14 protein-coding genes and 1 pseudogene are annotated in these 19,568 nt (G+C 61.8%); 5 read left to right on the top strand and 10 right to left on the bottom strand.

Translation table 11 applies throughout. The annotated features are described in order from the left end of the window. Positions 1-137 precede the first annotated feature (137 nt). The 7 genes from PQR02_RS15500 to PQR02_RS15470 form a co-directional block, all read right to left on the bottom strand. Positions 138-1,064: a PDR/VanB family oxidoreductase gene (locus tag PQR02_RS15500; RefSeq protein ID WP_408232210.1), complete on the bottom strand. Its 927-nt coding sequence runs from the start codon at positions 1,062-1,064 to the stop codon at positions 138-140. A 130-nt stretch (positions 1,065-1,194) separates the two neighbouring features. Beyond that, positions 1,195-1,410 (bottom strand): IclR family transcriptional regulator domain-containing protein, encoded by a 216-nt coding sequence (locus PQR02_RS15495; RefSeq protein WP_408232150.1) that lies wholly within the window; start codon positions 1,408-1,410, stop codon positions 1,195-1,197. 173 nt (positions 1,411-1,583) lie between these two features. Further along, a complete protein-coding gene (locus tag PQR02_RS15490; protein WP_408232147.1) occupies positions 1,584-2,699 on the bottom strand; it encodes an ABC transporter ATP-binding protein in 1,116 nt (371 codons plus the stop codon). A 53-nt stretch (positions 2,700-2,752) separates the two neighbouring features. After that, positions 2,753-4,492, bottom strand: a complete 1,740-nt coding sequence (locus PQR02_RS15485) for an ABC transporter permease (protein ID WP_408232144.1) — start codon at positions 4,490-4,492, stop codon at positions 2,753-2,755. Between the two features lie 567 nt (positions 4,493-5,059). Then, on the bottom strand, positions 5,060-7,327 hold the full coding sequence (gene katG, locus PQR02_RS15480) for a catalase/peroxidase HPI (RefSeq protein WP_408232141.1): 2,268 nt from the start codon (positions 7,325-7,327) through the stop codon (positions 5,060-5,062). Between the two features lie 1,410 nt (positions 7,328-8,737). Next, on the bottom strand, positions 8,738-8,986 hold the full coding sequence (locus tag PQR02_RS15475; protein ID WP_408232138.1) for a hypothetical protein: 249 nt from the start codon (positions 8,984-8,986) through the stop codon (positions 8,738-8,740). A 91-nt stretch (positions 8,987-9,077) separates the two neighbouring features. Next, on the bottom strand, positions 9,078-9,332 hold the full coding sequence (locus tag PQR02_RS15470; RefSeq protein ID WP_408232135.1) for a hypothetical protein: 255 nt from the start codon (positions 9,330-9,332) through the stop codon (positions 9,078-9,080). 445 nt (positions 9,333-9,777) lie between these two features. Between PQR02_RS15470 and PQR02_RS15465 the strand changes: the two genes are divergently transcribed. From PQR02_RS15465 to PQR02_RS15450, 4 genes are all read left to right on the top strand, one after another. After that, complete coding sequence (locus PQR02_RS15465; RefSeq protein ID WP_408232132.1) at positions 9,778-11,334, top strand: M81 family metallopeptidase; 1,557 nt, start codon at positions 9,778-9,780, stop codon at positions 11,332-11,334. 76 nt (positions 11,335-11,410) lie between these two features. Further along, positions 11,411-12,757: an MFS transporter gene (locus tag PQR02_RS15460; RefSeq protein ID WP_408232129.1), complete on the top strand. Its 1,347-nt coding sequence runs from the start codon at positions 11,411-11,413 to the stop codon at positions 12,755-12,757. Positions 12,758-12,806: 49 nt separating this feature from the next. Beyond that, complete coding sequence (locus PQR02_RS15455; protein WP_408232126.1) at positions 12,807-13,778, top strand: ornithine cyclodeaminase family protein; 972 nt, start codon at positions 12,807-12,809, stop codon at positions 13,776-13,778. Positions 13,779-14,004: 226 nt separating this feature from the next. After that, positions 14,005-14,772 carry an aldolase gene (locus PQR02_RS15450; protein ID WP_408232207.1) on the top strand — a complete coding sequence of 256 codons (768 nt, stop codon included), beginning with the start codon at positions 14,005-14,007 and terminating at the stop codon, positions 14,770-14,772. A 55-nt stretch (positions 14,773-14,827) separates the two neighbouring features. Here the strand turns inward: PQR02_RS15450 and PQR02_RS15445 are convergent, their stop codons facing one another. Together PQR02_RS15445 and PQR02_RS15440 are read right to left on the bottom strand one after the other, a co-directional pair. Then, the gene (locus PQR02_RS15445) at positions 14,828-15,820 is read right to left on the bottom strand and encodes a LysR family transcriptional regulator (RefSeq protein WP_408232123.1); all 993 of its coding nucleotides are present in this window, start codon (positions 15,818-15,820) and stop codon (positions 14,828-14,830) included. Positions 15,821-16,125: 305 nt separating this feature from the next. Then, the gene (locus tag PQR02_RS15440; protein ID WP_408232204.1) at positions 16,126-17,211 is read right to left on the bottom strand and encodes an alanine racemase; all 1,086 of its coding nucleotides are present in this window, start codon (positions 17,209-17,211) and stop codon (positions 16,126-16,128) included. Positions 17,212-17,885: 674 nt separating this feature from the next. Between PQR02_RS15440 and PQR02_RS15435 the strand changes: the two are divergent. After that, a pseudogene (locus PQR02_RS15435) lies at positions 17,886-18,416 on the top strand (hypothetical protein); the annotation flags it as partial. Between the two features lie 86 nt (positions 18,417-18,502). Here the strand turns inward: PQR02_RS15435 and PQR02_RS15430 are convergent. Beyond that, positions 18,503-19,387, bottom strand: a complete 885-nt coding sequence (locus PQR02_RS15430) for a tetratricopeptide repeat protein (RefSeq protein WP_408232119.1) — start codon at positions 19,385-19,387, stop codon at positions 18,503-18,505. Positions 19,388-19,568 lie beyond the last annotated feature (181 nt).

The raw sequence follows: 19,568 nt of genomic DNA, 5'->3' as shown, positions 1-19,568 counted from the left end.
ATGCCCTTGCCGCTGCACGCCGAACACGCGCGGCGAGAAGCAAACGTGGCGCTGCCCGGCCCTTCCCTGGTCGTCGAACATCGAAGAGTTACCCGGGTCGGACCGAGGCGGATCGCGGCTCGCGCCGCGATCCGCGATCAGAAGTCGATCACGAGCTTCTCGCTCTTCGAGCCAGAACAGCAGATCAGCATCGCGTCGCCACGCTGCTTTTCGCGTTCCGACAGGATGCTGTCGCGATGGTCCGGCGTGCCCGACACTACTTTCACCATGCATGCGCCGCAAATGCCCTCTTCGCACGAATAAGGGGCCGCGACCCCGGCTTCGCGCAGCACCTGAAGAATCGTCTTGCCTTCGGGTATCCCAAACGTCTGCCCGGTTCGCTGCAGTTCGACGACGAAACCGCCTTCGCATGCGGCTTGTGCCTTCGGCATGAAGTACTCGGCATGCACCTGAGCCGGGTGGAGCGCGGCGGTGGCCGCTTCATAGGCCGTCAGCATCGGCAGCGGGCCGCAGCAATAGTAGTGCGCGTCTTGCGGCGCGCGGGCGACCATCGCGGCGATGTCGAGCGGCCTGCCGCCCTGCTCCGCGTCGACATGCAGATGCACCTGCGGCAGCGCTTCGATCTGCTCGAGAAACGCCGCTTCGCGCCGTTCGCGGCACGCGTAATGCAGCTCGAACGCGCGGCCCAGTTTCAAGAGCCGCTGCGCCATCGCCCAGATCGGCGTGATGCCGATGCCGCCCGCGACCAGCACCGTGTAGCCCACCGTCTCGTCGAGCGGAAAGTGATTGCGCGGGCCGCCGATATTGAGCGTCTGGCCGACCCGCAGCCTGTCATGCATGAACGCGGAGCCGCCACGGCTTGCGTGGTCGCGCTTGATGCCCACCACGTACGCGCGCGGATCGCCATCCGCCGTCACGAGCGAGTATTGACGCATCAGGCCGTTTGGCAAATGCACGTCGATGTGCGCGCCCGGCGCGACGGACGGCAGCGGCGCATTGTCGGGCCGCCGCATTTCGTAAAGGTTGATGTCGGCGGCGGCGTAACGGATCGACGTCAGACGCATGCTGACTGTGCCCTGCACTTCAGTTTCCGTTTCAGTTTTAGTTTCAGCGGCGACGCGTTCGCGCTCGATAGTGGGTGTATCCATTGAAAAACCTCGGGCTACCTTGAAAGAGATGTCGAATACGTGTGGCTCACGCGCTGTGCGTTTGATCGATGATGCGCAGCGGCGGCAAACGCGGCCGCAACTCATTCGCGGTATCGATCAGCAGCTTGCGGAACACCTTGATCTGATCAGCCGAGAAGCGCGTGAGCAAGCCGGATACCGTGAGCGCGGCGAGCAGTTCGCCGCTTTCGTTCGTCAGCGGCACCGCGATCGCGGCGAGATCGGGATCGCGCTCACCCTTCAATCAGATTTTCCTGCACGCTTCCTCGTAAATTCCGCATGAATCGCGCGTCTCATTGCCGGGGCGTGCCAAAAAAAACGCTCGCGAACAAGGGCCCAGCATGACCCATTATTCGCGAGCGAAGCGCTTGCTAAAGGACGTTATTGTTGCTGTTGCGGACTGCCGCGCTATCTCTCTCAGACTCGTTCACCACGCAATGCAATGCAGCAGGCCGGATCGACGGAGAACCAGATCGGTTGTCCGACCGGCGTCTTATGCGAAGGGTGAACACGCGCGAGCACGATCTGTCCGTTGACGCTGATCTGGAAATCGAGCGTTTCGCCGAGAAAGACCTTCGCGGATACCGTGCCTTCGAACACGTTGCGCTGCCCCTGCGCCGCTTCGCGCGTCTCGTGAACCATCACGTTCTCGGGACGCAGCGAGATCGCGATCTCGTCGCCTTCGCGGCACGCCGTCGCATTCGCCACCGCAATCGTGCCGATCGCGGAATCGACGATGATATTGCCGCTGTCAGCCTCGCAATGGCGCACCGTGCCGTCGATGAAATTGGTCGAGCCGACGAAATCCGCGACGAAACGGCTATTCGGCAAATCGTAGATGTCGCGCGGCGCGGCCTTCTGCACGATCTGGCCGTCCTTCATCACGGCGATCTCATGCGACAGCGCGAGCGCTTCTTCCTGATCGTGCGTCACGTAAATCGTCGTGATGCGCAAATCGCGCTGCATGCGCTTCAGTTCGAAGCGCATCTTCTCGCGTAGCTTCGCGTCGAGATTGGACAGCGGCTCGTCGAGCAACAGCAACTTGGGCTCCATCACGAGCGCGCGCGCCAGCGCGAGACGCTGCTGCTGGCCGCCCGACATCTTCGTCGCGTCGCGATCCGCCACGTGATCGAGGCCGACCGCCGTCAGCACGCGCATCACCTTCTCTTCGGTCTCGCGCTTCGAGTACTTCTTCGTGCCCACTTCGAGTGGAAAGCTCGCGTTGCGAAACACCGTCATATGCGGCCAGATCGCGTAGGACTGAAACACCATGCCGAACTGCCGGCGGTTCGGCGGCACAAACGTGTGCGAGTCGGACGAAAACACCGTCACGCCGTTCACGCGAATCGAGCCTCCAACCGGCTTCTCCAGTCCCGCGATCGAGCGCAGCGTCGTCGTCTTGCCGCAGCCGCTCGGCCCGAGCAACGTGAACAGCTTGCCGGCGGGCACTTCGAAAGAAACGTCCCGTGCCGCGCGTACCCGCACGTTGTTACCGTCGACGTATTCGGTATTCAGACCTTGTACATTCAGCACGTGTTTCTCCAGACGATTCGATGTTGCGGAGTGAAGTGGCCGGATGCGCCGGCTCAGCGCTGATTCGCCTTCACGCCGAATTTCCCGCCGATGTATTGCGCAATCGAGACGAGCCCGAGCAGTGCGATCACCATCATCACGCTCAACGCCGATAGTTCGACGTATTGACCGTTCTGCCACAGTTCCCAGATCACGATCGATACCGTCTCCGAGCCGGGGCTATACAGCAGCACCGCACTCGACAGCTCACGGATCGACACGATCATCACGTAGATCCAGCCGGCCAGCAGGCCGGGCTTCAGCAACGGGAGGACGATCCGATAAAACGTCGTAGTCCACGTCGCGCAGCTCATCGCGGCGGATTCCTCGAGTTCCTTGTGGATCTGCATCATCGACGTGGACGTGTAGCGCATGCCATACGGCATGAAACGCGTCACATAAGCGAGCAGCAGAATCCACAATGTGCCGTAGATGCCGATGTCGATCTTCAACGACACGATCATGAACGACAGACCCAGCACGAGGCCCGGAAACACGAGCGGCAACGACGCGAGGTTGTTGAGCAGCGCGCGGCCCGGCAGCTTGGTTTTAATGACGATCCAGCTGATGACGGCGCTCAGCAGCATGACGGCCGTCGCACAGCCCACCGATAACAGCAGGCTGTTGGCCACCGCGCTGCGCAGCACCGGCAGATGCAGAATGTAGCGGTAGGCTGCGAACGACAGATGATGGAGCGCGTCGAGCGACGGCGAACGGTAGTACTTTTGCAGTGACGACCACAGCAGCACCGCGAACGGCAACGCGATGAGCAGCAGAAAATAGACGACGAAGATGCCCACCGTCAGATAGCGCCAGCGTCCGATATCGACGACGCGCGGCCTGAAGCCCTTACCCGTCATCGTCGAAAAGCGGTCGTTGCGCCCGGTGACGCGCGACTGCACATACAGGCATAGCGACGTGATCACGACGAGCAGCATCGAATACGCGGAAGCGAGCCCGATCTGACTCGGATACTGTTCGATCGCTTCATAGATCGATGACGTGAACACCTGCAGTTTGACGGGCAAGCCGATCAGCGCGGGCACTTCGAACGATTCAAGCGCGCGCACGAACAGGATCAGCAACGTGGACGCGACGGCCGGTAACGCGAGCCGCAGCGTGATGCGCCACATCGTGCGGCCGATGCCCGCGCCGCACATCAACGACGACTCCTCTAGCGACGGGTCCATGCCGCGAAAGGCCGCCGACATCAGCAGAAAAGCCATCGTCGAATAATGCAGACCGTCGACCCAGATCATGCCGCCGATGCTGTATATGTTGAATAGCGGCTGCGTGGTGCCGAACAACGCGCCGAGCGCGACATTGAGCACGCCGATTTTCGGGCTCGCCAGAAAGATCCACGAGATCGTGAACAGGATGCTGGGGATGATCAACGGGACGATCGTGATCGCGTAGAAGAGCTTGCGCCACGGCGTATTCGTGCGCTCGATGATCCACGCGAGCAGCGTGCCGATCACGAACGACACCAGCGACGCACCGATCGCGAATCTCAGCGACGTCCCCAGCGTGCGCAGCGTTTCCTTGCTGCCGAAAGCCGTTACATAGTTTTCGAACGTCGCGACAGCCGGTGTGTCGGCGATTTGCGGCGTGAAGAAGCTCTGCCACAACAGGAAGGTCACCGGGATCAACGCAAGCAGCGACACGATGACAACCGCACTGCCGATGATCAGCCACTTGCTCGACCATCGCGTGCGCCTGATTGCACCTGCTGTCGCATCGGTAGTCAATTCCACGCGCCGTCCCCTTCAGTGTCCGCATTTTCCGGGCATGAACCCGGACGTCCCGTTCAAAGGAGTCTCGACTTTATGCTTAGGGACCTAAGCAAAACAGTAGAGGAAACCCCGACGGAAATTGGGGTGCTGAGGGGAGGATCACGCCCCAAGGCGGGGGTGCCACGGGGCGCACGCCTGAAGACGTGCGTGGCACGGGGATCCGGCTGCGTTTGCCTGTGTGGAATCAGTTCTGTGGTGCGGAATATGCCCGGCGCCGAATCACGTGCGGCTTTGGTCCGTCCGGTAAAGACGACAGCAGTCAGCGCGGAGCTCGTCATCGACAGCCAGGCTTCTAGTGCGATGGTCTGCTTCGTCCGCCTGGTACGACCAGCAATTGATCAACACGCCGCGCGAGACGACGAGTCTTTTCGCGCGGGTGGGCATGAACCGAAAACTCCGCTGAAGCTGGCAAAACGAACGCTGCGACTCCGAGATAACGAGAGCCGCAGCGTAACGTGGCAGTTTATCTTTCGCCTGGTGGACAAAGTCCCGTCAGGGCGGCAACCCTGACGGAACCGCTGCACCCGCTCAGGCTGAGGCGAGGTCGAACCGGTCGAGGTTCATCACCTTGACCCACGCTGCGACGAAGTCGCGGACGAATTTTTCCTGTCCATCCTCGCTTGCGTAGACTTCGGACAGCGCCCGCAACTGCGCATTTGAACCGAACACCAGATCAACGCGGCTGCCGATCCACTTCACCTCGCCGGTCTTGCGGTCGCGCCCCTCGAACACGTCACGGGCCGACGAAACCGGCTGCCATTCCGTACCCATGTCGAGCAGGTTGCGGAAGAAGTCGTTGGTCAGCGTTTCTGGCCGGCTCGTGAAAACGCCATGCGAGTCCTGTCCGGTCTGGACCTTCAGCGCGCGCAAGCCGCCGATGAGCGCCGTCATTTCCGGCGCGGTCAACGTCAGCAATTGCGCCTTGTCGATCAGCAATGCCTCAGCTGGAACACTGAACTTGCCCTTCAGAAAGTTGCGGAAACCATCGGCGACCGGTTCGAGCGCGCCGACGGATTCCACGTCGGTCTGTTCCTGCGAGGCGTCCATGCGTCCCGGCGCAAACGGCACCGTTACCTGATGGCCGGCGCTCTTCGCCGCCTGTTCGATGCCGGCGCTGCCGGCCAGCACGATCAGGTCGGCGAGCGATATCTTCTTGCCGCCGGACTGTGCGCCGTTGAACTCGCTCTGGATGCCTTCGAGCACCTTCAGTACCTTCGCCAGTTGCTCGGGCTGGTTGACGGCCCAGTCTTTCTGCGGGGCGAGGCGAATGCGCGCACCGTTGGCGCCGCCGCGCTTGTCCGAGCCGCGGAACGTGGACGCCGACGCCCAGGCTGTCGACACCAGTTGCGACACGGGCAGCCCCGACGCCAGGATCTTCTGCTTGAGCGAGGCAATGTCCTGCTCGTCGACCAGCGGGTGGTCGACCGCCGGAATCGGGTCCTGCCAGATCAGTTCTTCAGCGGGCACTTCCGGCCCAAGGTAGCGGGCGCGCGGTCCCATGTCGCGGTGCGTCAGCTTGAACCATGCGCGGGCGAAGGCATCGGCGAGCTGGTCGGGATTCTCCAGAAAGCGCCGCGAAATCTTCTCGTAGACGGGGTCCAAACGCAGCGAGAGATCGGTGGTGAGCATCGTCGGCCGCCGCTTCTTCGAAGGATCGTGAGCGTGCGGGATCGTCTCGTCAGCGCCCTTGGCGACCCATTGGTTGGCGCCGGCTGGACTCTTGGTCAGTTCCCATTCGTACTTGAACAGGTTCTCGAAGAAGCCGTTGTCCCATTTCGTCGGCGCGGTGGTCCATGTGACTTCCAGACCGCTGGTGATGGTGTCGGCGCCCTTGCCCGTGCCGTAGCTGTTCTTCCAGCCCAGCCCCTGATTCTCGAGATCGGCGCTCTCGGGTTCGGGACCGACGTTGTCGGCCGGCCCGGCGCCGTGCGTCTTGCCGAAGGTATGGCCGCCGGCGATCAGCGCGACAGTCTCCTCGTCGTTCATCGCCATGCGAGCGAAGGTTTCGCGGATGTCGTGGGCCGCGGCGATCGGGTCCGGATTGCCGTCCGGGCCTTCCGGGTTGACATAAATCAGGCCCATCTGCACGGCGCCCAGCGGATTTTCCAGGTTGCGTCCGTTGTCGTCGCGGCTTACCTCTTCACCGTGCTTTTCTTCGTCGGCGACGATCACGCCGCCGTCCTCGTTATCGCCTGCGGCTCCCTTGCCATAGCGGACGTCGCCGCCCAGCCAGGTCTTTTCGTTGCCCCAGTAGACGTCCAGGTCAGGCTCCCAGGTGTCGGGCCGGCCGCCGCCGAAGCCGAAGGTCTTGAAGCCCATGGTTTCGAGCGCGACGTTGCCGGAGAGGATCAGCAGATCGGCCCACGAAATCTTCTGGCCATACTTTTGCTTGATCGGCCAGAGCAGACGCCGCGCCTTGTCGAGGCTGACGTTGTCCGGCCAGCTGTTGAGCGGCGCGAAACGCTGCTGGCCGCGCCCGGCGCCGCCGCGGCCGTCGCCGATGCGGTACGTGCCGGCGCTGTGCCAGGCCATGCGGATGAAGAGCGGACCGTAGTGGCCGAAGTCTGCAGGCCACCAATCCTGGGAATTGGTCATCAGCGCGGCGAGATCCTTCTTCACCGCCGCCAGATCGAGGCTCTTGAAAGCCTCTGCGTAGTTGAAGCTGTCGTCCAGCGGGTCCGACTTGCTGGAGTGCTGGCTTAGCAGGTCCAGCCGCAGTTGCTGTGGCCACCAGTCACGATTTGTCGTGCCGCCGCCGGCGGCATGCTTGAACGGGCACTTTGCTTCGGTTGACATGCGCTATCTCCTTGAGGGACGTACCCACTACCTGTTCTTCTACGGCATCTGGTTCTGGGGCGCATCGCCGATCCCGCTTCGGCGGGGCCGCCGTGAAATCATAGGGTGGGCCCTTCTTGGTGTATTACCGCTGTCACCCGACGCGCAGGGTGTTGGTTCAACGCGAGGATGACCACTAATAGAATACCCCAACCCTGTTGCCGCGCCGCCTTCCCGCTTCGCGGCATCGATCCAGCTATTTCAGAGAGCACCCGGGTGGCGCCTTTCGAAAAGGAACGACGTTCTTGCCTGGATTCCAGGATATGTCAATGCAACTGCACGACCAGTATTGCCTGTTTCCAATGAAGCTGGTGATGAGCACGGATTCATCGGTGCAATCTCCGGCGTCAGAGCCCAGGTCCAGGTTTTCAATGTTGCGGCATCGAATGCACAGCACAGTACGGCGGCGCCGACGAGAGGGCCAGCCGGAGTGTTCATGGTGGTTCCCCAGCTAAAACAGCCTTGATCAACGATAGGCTATCGGTCATCCCTCCGCTAATAGAGTGATTAGATGCTCGCGATAGCAAACACTTATCGGCGTTTCGACCGATTCCACGATCGCCACCCGACGAGCCCCTGTTCCTGACCCATACTGACTTCCAGGCGCGCAATCGCTGATTGCGACGCGAATCAATTCGTCCTTCAACTCGCTGTCATGCCAAGACGACGGAGTAATTCCGCCCCGGCTGGCGTCAGCCGAAGTCTTTGATCGTCAAAAGCCGTAGATACGATTTCGACGAGACGGGCTTCCTGAAGAGCGATTGCATCTGGATCACCAGGCGCGACCTGGCTGGACGCATCGAGTAGTAGAAACAGAATGGCAATCTCATGGTGGCTTAGCAGCGATCTCATCATCGACCTCGGGTACCTGGCAGGGAGTGCCGAAGGAATGGACTGCACGCGGATAGCCGCCCTGGACGAGATTTTCGGCAGCCCTGACGCCCCGGCTGCGCAGACGCGCGAGTCGGATGCTGCCGCGAGATACGGCGGAGCTGCTGGTTTCTCCTGGCCGATGGACTCGCTCTCGAGCATCGCGAACCGCTCCAGTCTTCAGGCTTGCGCCCGAACGGCGCAAATCGTTCACACACCGCGATCGAACAAGCGGACCGCCTGTTTGATCGCTGGCATGCTCTCTTGGCCTTAACTGAACTCGCTCGCAAGTTATTCCCGCTTCGAACGGAAAAAATGGATCTGAATAACGCCGCCGTGGCGACGGACTGCCCACCGCCCTCACCTGCACGGCACGGAGACGACGTTTGCGAGAAAACGAACAGGTACCCTTTCGATTGTCACGCGTAATCGCAGGGCCGAATCAAGTTATCTGCGGGGCACTCGCCAGCGTAACGCCGGTAGGCACCTTCAGTCCGTGTCCTACACTGCAAGCCGGTGACCTGCCAACGCCGGCCGTGCTATCGCCGGCGGGAAGACGCACCAGCAGCCGTCATCGTGGCGAAAGAAGAAAATCGCGCGCGAACCGCTCGGGGCCAAGGCCTCGACGCGCACGTAGCGTCTCCTCTCGCAACCGATGCGGCCGAATTGAATGACACGAAGCCGCGTCGTCGGAGTTGGCGCAAGCCATTTTTCTACCAGGAATCGCAGGGACTTCTCGGCGATGTTCATGTTCGCCTCCTTCCATTTCTGCCGCAGCTCACGTCGATCGGCGGTTGGTGGCGAAGCGCTGCGACCTGTCGATCATGCTGCGTACACAGAGCTAAACCACGCCGACGTCCGCTTTATTCCCGAGGGTCGGTAGCGGGCCCAAAGCGTATCGCGCCACGATGCCACAGTGAATCGCCGCAGCGGCGTTGACGGGTGCGGTCCCAAGATAGACATTCGCGTGCTCGTCAATGCAAACGACCTCGTCGGGAACGATTGACGAAACGTGCTGCGCATACGGGTTGACCCAATACCGGTAGTGAAACTCCGGATTGTTTGGGAATCTGCGTTCGCAGATGTCGATTTTCATGCGTGTCGAAGACACGGTCCATCGACGATTTGTCACAGGCTTGCTTCTTGTGCTCACAACGCGCGGCCCTGGTCCTGGGGCACGCCGGAATTGGCGAAAGTCTTCTCAGGTAATTGCGTCATTGCCTGGCGGCCGTCGTGATCGGATTGTCCATCCTCGTCTTGCATCGCACCTCCCTGATCTCCGCTGCTTCCGTCTCTGCGCGTTGCACGCATAGGCGAGATGGTTAACTCAATTGTGAACGGAGCAATCAATCGACGTTAACCCCGTCGGCTTTTTGGCAACCAATACTTTTCCCAAGCATGCGAATTCACGCGCCGACGCCGACATGCCGGCGGTGCGCTATCGCGTCGCCGAAAGCAACGCAATGATGTGTTGATGATCCACCGGGAACGCGAGTGTCGGATGCCATTTCAGGCGTCGCGCCAGCGATGAGGAGCGATTGATGAAAAGCCCGCGTATTGCCATTCTTGGCTTCGCGATCGAGTCGAACCGGTTTGCGCCGGTCTCCACGCGTGCCGATTTCGTATCGCGCGCGTACTTGCCAGCAGCCTCGTTGCTGGACGACGCCCGAAAAGAAGCGCCGGTGATGACGCCGGAAATTCCCGCGTTCGTTCGAACGATGGATGCAACCTCAGCGTGGACACCTGTCCCGATCCTCTTTGCCAACGCGGAGTCGGGCGGCCCTGTCGAACACGCATTCTTCGCCGACACGCTGCACGAATTCGAGCATCGGTTGCGTGCGGCACTACCGCTCGACGCTGTCTATATCTGTGAGCATGGCGCCGCCATCACCACCGAGGAAGACGATCCCGACGGCGCGGTCTTCACGCTCGTACGCAGTATCGTCGGGCCCGCAGTCCCGATTGTGGCCACCGTCGACCTGCACGCCAACGTGTCCGACCGGATGGTGGACGCCGTTGACGCGCTGATCTCGTACCGTCGCAATCCTCACACCGATATGGCCGAGCGTGGCGCCGAGGCCGCCCGCATCCTCACAGAATTGACAAACGGCATGCGCACCGCTGTCGCGCACGTACGCATGCCCGTCTGCGCGCCTCCGACCCAGTTGCTGACCGCCCCGGGAACCGGACCGTATGCGGAGATGATCCGGCGCGCGGAAGCGCTGGACGACCCGCGCATCGTGAACGTCTCGATCGTCGGCGGCTTTGCGTTCGCGGACACGCCGAAGAACGGCTTGACGGTACTCGTTACGACGCGCGGCGACGCGCCGCTCGCACGCCGGGTGGCGAATGATCTTGTGTCGTATGCATGGCGGGAGCGTGCCGCATTCACTCCGGTTCTGACGCCCGTCGACGAAGCGGTCCGCCTCGCCAAAGCGACGAGCGACGACCCTTCGCGGGCGCCCCTGTTGCTGGCCGACGTGGCTGACAACCCGGGCGGCGGTGGGCGCGGCAACACGCCGTTCGTGCTCAAGGCGCTTCTCCAGTACGAGGTGCAGGAGGCGATCCTCGGTGTCGTCACCGATCCGGAGCTCGTAGCGGACGCGTACGCGGCAGGCACCGGGCAAACGCTCGTTGCGCGTTTCAATCGTACCGAGACCACCGTGCATTCCGAGCCGTTCAATGCGCCGGCCCGCGTGCTGAAACTGCACGACGGCAAAGGTGTCGGCCGCCGCGGACAACTGGCGGGCTGCAGCTTCGACCTTGGACCGTGCGCGGCGCTACAGATCGGCGGCGTGACGGTGATCGTCATCAGCAAGCGCCATCAGTGCCACGAGCCGATGTTCTTCGAGATGTTCGGCATCGACATTGCGCGCGCGCGAGTCGTCGTCCTGAAGTCGCGCGGACATTTCAGGGCGGCATTCGACGAATTCTTCTCCGACGCACAGATCGTGAGCGTCGATGCACCGGGCCTGACTTCGCCGATCCTCGCAAGATTCGCTTTCAGGAAGCTGCCGCGCCCCGCCATTCCGCTAGACGACATTTCAATGTGGAGTCCGACGGTTCGTACGGTCCTGCCGAGGAGTGAGTTGCGATGAACGCACCATCCAGCGAAGTCGCCCCGTCTGCACGGCAGGCCCCTGGCACGTACTGTTACACGAGAGGACTTTCCCGGTGAACGATACATTGAACGCAACGCGAATCAGACCACAGACTGCGCGGAAGGTCATCCTGCGCCTCGCGCCGCTATTGATTCTGCTCTATATGGTCAACCAGATGGACCGGGCGAACGTCGGCTACGCGGCGCTGACGATGAATCGCGAACTCGGCATGTCGGTGTCCCAGTTCGGATTGGCGGCCGGCCTCTTCTACGCCGGGTACATTCTGGTCGCCGTGCCGAGCAACCTGATGCTGGCGCGCTTTGGCGCGCGGCTGTGGATGACGCGTATTCTCGTCACCTGGGGGGTGATCGCTTCGCTGACCGCATTCGTCAACAGCGCCCACATGTTGTACGCGCTGCGTTTTCTCCTCGGCATCGCAGAGTCCGGATTTTTCCCGGGGATGGTGCTGTATGTCACGTTCTGGCTGCCGCGGCAGGAACGGGTGTGGCTGATGTCACTGCTCTTTCTCGCCATCCCGCTGTCGAACATGCTCGGCGCACCGATTTCGACGCTCGTCATGGAGCACGTGCATCTCTTCGGCTGGCCCGGCTGGCGCTCGATGTTCTTCATCGAGGGACTGCCGGCGATCGCACTAGGCGTCGTCACGTTCATCGTCATGAAAGACCGCCCCGACGACGCCCGCTGGCTGACCGCCGACGAGCGCGCCGAACTGAGCCAGGCGCTCGCCGTGGAGAGGCTGGAAGCGCAGCGGGTGTCGCCGAAAAACGCGTGGCTTGCGTTGCTGGATCGGCGAGTCCTCGCCTTCGGACTGATCTACTTCGGAATCAATATCGGCGTCGTTGCGCTGTCGTTCTTCTTGCCGCAGATCGTCGCTGAGTTCTCCCGCATGTTCGCCGTCAAGTATTCGGTGTTCCAGGTTGGACTGATCACCGCTGTTCCGTTTGCGGTATCGGCCATGACCATCCTGTTGTGGGGACACTATGCGCGACGAACCACGCTCAGCGCCTGGCACGTTGCGATCCCGACGGCGGTGGGCGGCTTGTCGTTCGCCGCAGCGCTGTTCCTGTCATCGCCGTACGAGGTCATGGCGGCGTTTACGCTCGGCGCAGTCGGCGTCTACACCCCGCATGCATCGTTCTGGCAGTTGCCTCCGCGCTATCTCAGCAATGCCGCGGCTGCGGCGGGTATTGGGCTCATCAATACGATCGGCACGCTGGCGGGCTTCCTCGGACCTTACGCTACCGGCTGGCTGCACGATATGACCGGCTCCTATCGTGTGCCGATGCTCGGTGTGGCGGGAATGATGTGCGTGTCCGCGATGATGGTGCTGTTTGTAGAGCGCACAAGCCGCGCGGCGTTGCAGCCACTTGGCGAGCGCACCCCGCGTAGCGCCTCTTGATGCCGGACACGCGGCATGGGGATTTTTCACGAACTCAGGGTGTACGACGATGCGCAATGACGCAAAGCTGGTCCTTATCGATAAACACCAGGTCGAGGCGTTGCTAATGCCTGATCACGTAGTCGAAGCAGTACGGGAGGCGTTCGCTCTGCACAGCCAGGGCGAAGGTCGCGTCTTTCCTGTTGTCAGGGAGCCGCTCGTCACGGGGGGCGTATTCGGGATCAAGTCCGGTGACGTCCAGTCGCAGGCCCTGCTCGGATTCAAGGCAGCGGGGTTCTGGCCAGCAAATCGCGGACTGGGTGGCGAGCCGCATCAGGCCACCATCATGTTGATCGATCCGAAGACCGGCCGGCCTGTATGCGTGATCGACGGTAACGCGATCACGACCATGCGCACGGGCGCCGCAGGCGGCTTGGGTTTGACGCTGCTTGCACGTCCGGACAGCACTAGCCTGTGCGTGTTTGGCACTGGCGTGCAGGCGCGCGTGCAGGTCAGCTTCGCATTGCGCGTGCTGGAGCGGCTTTCCGTCGTCCGCTATGTCACCGTCGACGGTCAGCGCGACGCTTCGTTCGAAGCGCATTTCGACGGACGCTGCGAAGTCTCGCATTCGACCGACCGAAACGCAGCCGTCGCCGAAAGCGATGTGGTGATCACGGCGACGCCGGGCTCCGGCCCGCTCTTCGACGCACAGGCGGTACGACCCGGCACGCACCTCAACTGCGTCGGCGCCGACACCAAAGGCAAACGCGAACTTCCAGACGGTTTGCTGAAACGCGTCCGTCTCTTTGTCGACGACCGGACGCAGGCGCGCGAAATCGGCGAGACACAATGGGCGCCCGATACCGCATGTATCGAGATCGGCGATCTGATCACGGGCCGGCTGCCGGCCAACCGGCAACCAGACGACATCACCGTATTCGACATGACAGGTATCGCCCTGCAGGACCTGACCGTCGCGCGTCTGCTTCATGAGCGCGCCTGCGAAACAGGTGGGGCGACCTCGCTGGCGTGGCCCTGGTAGTATCATCGGCTCGGCGGCCGCAATGTCAGGTCCTGCCCGCTTCAGGCAGTTAGCGGGCAGGACCGGACGAACGGCCGGACCCTACAGGCAATCTGTTTTCCAATGGACCGGTACGTCGAAAGGTTGCGCAACGTGGTTGAGCTGCCCCTGCGCTCAACCGCAGTTCCCGCAGGCGGGAGACGTCCGGATAGAGAGCATGACTGATGCTGCTTCCACTCGCGCCACAATGTGTTCAAGCTCACGCCCCACGGCTGACGATTTGAATGCCCCAGCCATACGGCAGGCACGCACCGATCTTGCCGCGTGCTTTCGCATGGCTTCGCGACTCGGCCTTCACGAAGGGATTTGCAATCACTTCTCCGCGCTGGTGCCGGGCTATCCGGCGCTCTTTCTGGTCAACCCGCTCGGTCACGCATTCGATGAAATCACCGCGTCCAGCCTGCTGGTCTGCAACTTCGACGGTGACGTTCTTGCGGGAGAAGGAAAGCCCGAAAGCACGGCCTTTCATATCCATGCGCGGGTGCATATGCGTCATCCCCATGCGGTCGCCTGCTTTCATACCCACATGCCGAACGCGACCGCGTTGTCGATGCTCGACGGCCCGCCCTTGAGATGGGCCGGCCAGACCTCGCTGAGGTTTTATGGCCGGCTCGCAGTGGATGAGCACTACGGCGGCCTCGCGTTTGACAGCAGTGAAGGCGACCGGATCGCCGCCGCGCTCGGGAGCGCGGACGTGATCTTCCTGAAGAACCACGGTGTCATGGTCGTGGCTTCAAGCATCGCGAAGGCATGGGACGATCTTTACTATCTCGAACGCGTGTGCGAAGTGGAACGCATGGCGCTTTCAACAGGCGTGCCACTCAAGCCAGTCGAGCCGGACATCGCGCGGTTGACCTTCGAACAAATGGAGTCTGTCGCCGACGAAGGCAGTCGGCTGCACCTCGACAGCATCAAGCGCAGACTGGACAAGCTGGAACCCGACTACCGGGATTGACGTGCGGCATGGCGTCTGGTCGCTTCGCGGCGTCGCCGCGCGCGGTCACAAAGGGTCAGGCGGCGGTTGTACGATCCGTCAACTCATCGGCCCACAGGTCCTGCACGCGCCGATCACACTGGGGCTGCTCGTTGCCGACGCGCGGTAGCCACGGCTGTTGCAATGTCGCCGCCTGGAGAAGCTCCAGAAAACGCGTCGCGCGCAGCGAGCGTCCATGCCGCGAGCTGATCAATGCGACGATATCCGCGTCCGGTTGCGTCCATGCGTCGAGCAGCGCGACAAGCCGACCCGCGTGCAGATGCTCGGCGACGTCCCACTCGGAACGCGCAATGATGCCGAGCCCGGCAAGCGCCCAATCGCGCACAGTGCCACCGTCGTTGCTTGTCAGCACGGGCTCGATCCTGACGCTCGCCGGCGCACCCTGGTGTTTCGGCGTGAAACGCCACATTGTCACGTCTTCATCGTTTTCGCGCAGCGCGATGCAGTCGTGCATGCGCAGTTCGTCCGGATGCTGTGGTGCGCCGCGCCGCGCCAGATAGCGCGGCGCGGCGCACAGGATACGGCGATTAGGTGCAAGGCGCCGACTGACGAGCGACGAATCGCGCAATTCGCCGATATGCACCATCAGGTCCCACATGTCGTCGGAAAAGCGCGCGGGGCGATCGGACAACATAAGGCTTGCGCTCACTTCAGGATACAGGCTGCGAAACTGAGCAATGGCCGGTGCGACGTAACGCTGCCCGAAACCGAGCGGCGCGATCACACGCAGGTGCCCTGCCACCGTGCCGCGTCGCGACACGAGGGTATCGGACAGGTTACCGATGTCATCGCAGATCCGGCGCGCGTGTACCGCAAGCAGCTCGCCCTCGTCGGTGAGCACCATGCGCCGGCCCGACCGGTCGATTAACCGCATGCCCAGCCGGTTTTCCAGAAGACGAAGTCGCTGCGTAACCGCGGGCGGTGTGACATCGAGCTTGCGTGCGGCATCCGCCAGCGAGACAGCGCTCGTGAGCGCGATGAAAAAGTGCAGGTCCTCGGTTGAGATCATTACCTTAAGCCTTGGCGCAGCGATCAGACGATCTTAGTCCGTGGCTTTTTTGATCGCCATTTCTTTCTCACGTCTCATTTGAGCGATTCCTGCCCGTCCGTCGTCGTCATCGCGGGCGAAGTGAACGACACTACCGGCAGCAAGAAGATTTCCGCAAAACTGTATTGCAGCAATTCATGAGGAAGTTCACCACGGCCGCTCCCCCTCGCGGCCGGCCGTTCGCCGGAATGCGAATGGCTGCCGTACTTCCGGACGCGTACGTTGCAACGCAAAAGAAGGCAACCGTACTGATTCGTCGCTCGAATTCACCACCCTCGAAATCGCGGCCATTGCGCCGTGATCTCCCTTGAGCCTGTGCGGATCAACTCGTAGTGGTCGTGCTGGGCGGCGGTCGGACACGCGTGATTGGGCAGGATGCGCACCAGCGAACCGATCGGCAGTTGAGGCAGCGACGCCGTACTGCCGGGTCGCACCGCGATAATCCCTTGCTCCTGATTGGCCTGAACCATCAGCAGGTCCGGGTAGGGCACGCCGTCGACGCTGCACACGACCCCGTAGCCCTGATCGATTCGCTGCGATGCCGTACCGCGATCCCGCGACATTGCCATCCAGCCCGCGTCGACGAGAATCCATCCCTTGTCGGGCTGGTGACCGATGACGGTCGCAAGCACGCTAAGCGCGATGTCGTCGACGGTGCACACGTCAAGACCCGCCATCACGAGATCGAAGAACACAAACACACCTGCGCGTACCTCCGTGACACCCGTCAGGTCCCGCGCAAAATGCGCGGTCGGTGTCGAGCCCACACTGACCACGGGGACGGGCAGCCCCGCATCGCGGAGTACCGCCGCGCAACCGACCGCGGCCGCGCCTTCGCGTTCGGCAACCACTTCGATCTCTTCGACGCTCCTGCAGGCGTACGATTCACCCGCATGCGTCATGACGCCTCGCAACTCCGCGCCGCCTGCATGCAACGCCCGGCCGATAGCAAGAAGATTGGCGGTATCGTCGAGTCGCACGCCGGCGCGATGACCGTCCGAGTCGATCTCGATCAGCGTTGGAATCGGATCGTTGGTACGGCGCGCATGCGCGGCCACCGCACGTGCGGCGTCGAGGTTGTCCACCACGAGCGACAATTCGACGCCCTGCCGACGCAGCGCAGTCACGCGTTCAAGCTTGCTCGGCACGACGCCGACGCCGTACAGGATGTCGCGTACGCCGCCGGCGGCGAATTGTTCCGCTTCTCGCAGCGTCGATACGGTCGCCGGACCCGCTGGACAGTCCATTACGCGGCGCGCGACTTCGATCGACTTGGGCGTCTTCAGGTGTGGACGCAGCGTGACGCCAAGTCCGGCAAGGCGCCCTCGTAGCCGCGCGATGTTGCGCATCATGCGGCTCTCGTCGAGTAGCAACGCGGGCGTGGACAGATACTCGATTGAACCACCCGGCGCGGTTTCAGTGCGCGGCCGGCTGGTGTCGCCCGGCTCACCCGGATTCGACAGTTCTGTTTCTATGCTTGACATAAATCCGACTTTGGAATGAGATGAACGCGCTTACAGAGCGACGACACTAGTCTTGATCTGCGCAAAGTCACGAAGTCCCTGCGCACCTTTCTCGCGTACCCGGAGCGATTGAAACCGCCAAACGGCAGTTCCACCTTGCCGGCTTGCTGCGACGATGCGCACGCTGTCGCATACGACAGGACGGAGTATTGCCATTCAAAATGCCACTCGGGTTAACGTCGCTTAACTTCACCATTAACCCGAAAATTAACGACTGGGCTTCTGGAGGGGCAGAAATCGCTTTGGTTTTGTCACGGCAAGGATAGAGCGGCGAGCTGGATCAATATGCAAAGTACTGCTTATATTGCGAGGTCTTAGAATTGGCTACTCCTAAAAAACCAGGTTATCCAGACCTTAGCAATCCTGATGTACTGCGCGATCGATCGTCCGCCGATCAGCAAGTCGACAACACCCTCCGCCTTCGTATCGCTCCGCCCATCATAGCGGAGCAGCTCACGTCAACAGAATGGAAGCGTGGTGGAGCTAAGTAATTCTCCCCGCAGATCATGGGTCTGCGTGCGGACTTCAATGCGATCAGCTTGCATCACGATTTCACCATCTCAGGAATCAGATACAAAGATGATCTGGATCTTCGTCAAGGCGGCTTGTCTCTCGACCTGTTTCCGCTTCACACCAGCGGTTTTCGCGTAACGGCCGGCGTGCACTTCAACGACGATCATCTGACAGGGACTTCGGTTCCGACCAATGGCACTTACGTGTTCAACGGGAAGCAGTATCCGGCACTTCCCGGAGAATACGCCGTCGCCGAAGCCCGCTACCCGCGTGTGATGCCTTACTTTGGCATTGGCTACCGGCATCATCCGCAGGCGAAAGGCTTCGGGTTTATCGTAGATGTGGGGGGCGCCTATGGCATCCCCGAGGTTTCCTACACACTCTCGCCGGCACTGATTCAGAGGACCGGTCCAGCGATGAGTCAGCAAATCGCGAGCGAGGGGCTGAGTGAACTAAGGTCCAAGGTGTCGCCGTACCGCTGGTATCCGGTGGTGCAAATCGGCGTGTCGTATCGCTTTTGACGCGTGACAGGTCGCGCATGGTATGCGAGCTATCGCCGAGCTTCGGCTTGCCCAAAATTTGCGTGGCCGAGATCCGTTACCCGGCTTCAGCCTCGCTGCCGGCGCGTGGGTAAGCGGCCCGTGCCCTCGGCATCTCGCTGTATCGCGGTAATTTGCCCGCTTTTGTCAGCGGAGTTCGCGATGAAATCACTTTGCCGAAGCAACAGCGCCGGGTTAGTGCATATGCTGGCCGCCTTTCGGCTGCCGGTGAGTCCGATTCTGACGGGTTCATTTCCGCGCGTGGCCGCCACACGGATCTCCGCGTCGCTGCAGCCGGATGCCTCGAGAAGAGACGGCGGCAGGTCCTGCCGGCATTCCGGCCGTTTCTTCTCAACTCGCTCACTGGCAGCCGCGGGATAACCGCCGGGCATCGATGCGAGTTGCTGACGCGCCCGCCCGGCAGTGTCGACGTTCAACGCAATCGCTTTCTCATACGCTTCCCGGGCCTCTTTCTCGTTGCCATCATCAGCGGCCTTCATGTTTTGACCGGCCGACGCGGCGCGCTGCGGTCGCAAGGCATCGCCCAGGTTCACGAACGCCTCCTGGTAACCAGGATCGAGTTCCACTGCTTTCGTAGCCTCTGCGCGTGCCTGCGCGCGAAAATCGGTCAGCGAGGCAGTCTTCGGTTCGGCACGGACGCTCGCTATCGCGAGCGCGTTGTATGAACGCGCGAGCGCATTGTGCGCGGGTGCATAAGATGGGTTCCTGGTCACTGACGCCTTCAGCACGTCGGCACCGGCCTGATGACAGCCTAGATCGTTGAGTGCCACGCCCCAGTTGTAATAAGCCCACGAGACTGCCTTCTCCCACGATTTGTCCTGTTTGCTCTGCTCGTCGATCTTGCTCGCATGCCTGATCACACCTTCGTAGTTCCCGTCCAATTCATCGAGCTTGGACAACATGAGCTCCGCCCAGGGAGCGTTGTTCTTCATACTCGGCGTTTTCGTTGTCGCATAGCCCGTGCCATTGCGCGCAAACCGTTGTCCAGCAATGGATTGCGACGGCCGGACAGCCTTGCTGTCGCTAAAAGTGTTAGCGCCCGACCGACAGGTCAACAGCGATAGTCTGGTCTTGCCAGTCAATTCGATGGTTGAACGGGAGGCGTGAGGTCAC

This window comes from Paraburkholderia sediminicola, assembly GCF_046026895.1.
Taxonomy (GTDB): Bacteria; Pseudomonadota; Gammaproteobacteria; order Burkholderiales; family Burkholderiaceae; genus Paraburkholderia; species Paraburkholderia sediminicola_C.
This window is presented reverse-complemented; position numbering and strand designations above follow the sequence as displayed.

Coding starts and splice junctions, on each gene's coding strand:
- PQR02_RS15500 (WP_408232210.1), bottom strand. CDS start 1,064: ATGCGTCTGACGTCGATCCGTTACGCCGCCGCCGACATCAACCTTTAC.
- katG (WP_408232141.1), bottom strand. CDS start 7,327: ATGTCAACCGAAGCAAAGTGCCCGTTCAAGCATGCCGCCGGCGGCGGC.
- PQR02_RS15475 (WP_408232138.1), bottom strand. CDS start 8,986: ATGAACATCGCCGAGAAGTCCCTGCGATTCCTGGTAGAAAAATGGCTT.
- PQR02_RS15470 (WP_408232135.1), bottom strand. CDS start 9,332: ATGAAAATCGACATCTGCGAACGCAGATTCCCAAACAATCCGGAGTTT.
- PQR02_RS15465 (WP_408232132.1), top strand. CDS start 9,778: ATGAAAAGCCCGCGTATTGCCATTCTTGGCTTCGCGATCGAGTCGAAC.
- PQR02_RS15455 (WP_408232126.1), top strand. CDS start 12,807: ATGCGCAATGACGCAAAGCTGGTCCTTATCGATAAACACCAGGTCGAG.
- PQR02_RS15450 (WP_408232207.1), top strand. CDS start 14,005: ATGTGTTCAAGCTCACGCCCCACGGCTGACGATTTGAATGCCCCAGCC.
- PQR02_RS15445 (WP_408232123.1), bottom strand. CDS start 15,820: ATGATCTCAACCGAGGACCTGCACTTTTTCATCGCGCTCACGAGCGCT.
- PQR02_RS15440 (WP_408232204.1), bottom strand. CDS start 17,211: ATGATGCGCAACATCGCGCGGCTACGAGGGCGCCTTGCCGGACTTGGC.
- PQR02_RS15430 (WP_408232119.1), bottom strand. CDS start 19,387: ATGAAGAACAACGCTCCCTGGGCGGAGCTCATGTTGTCCAAGCTCGAT.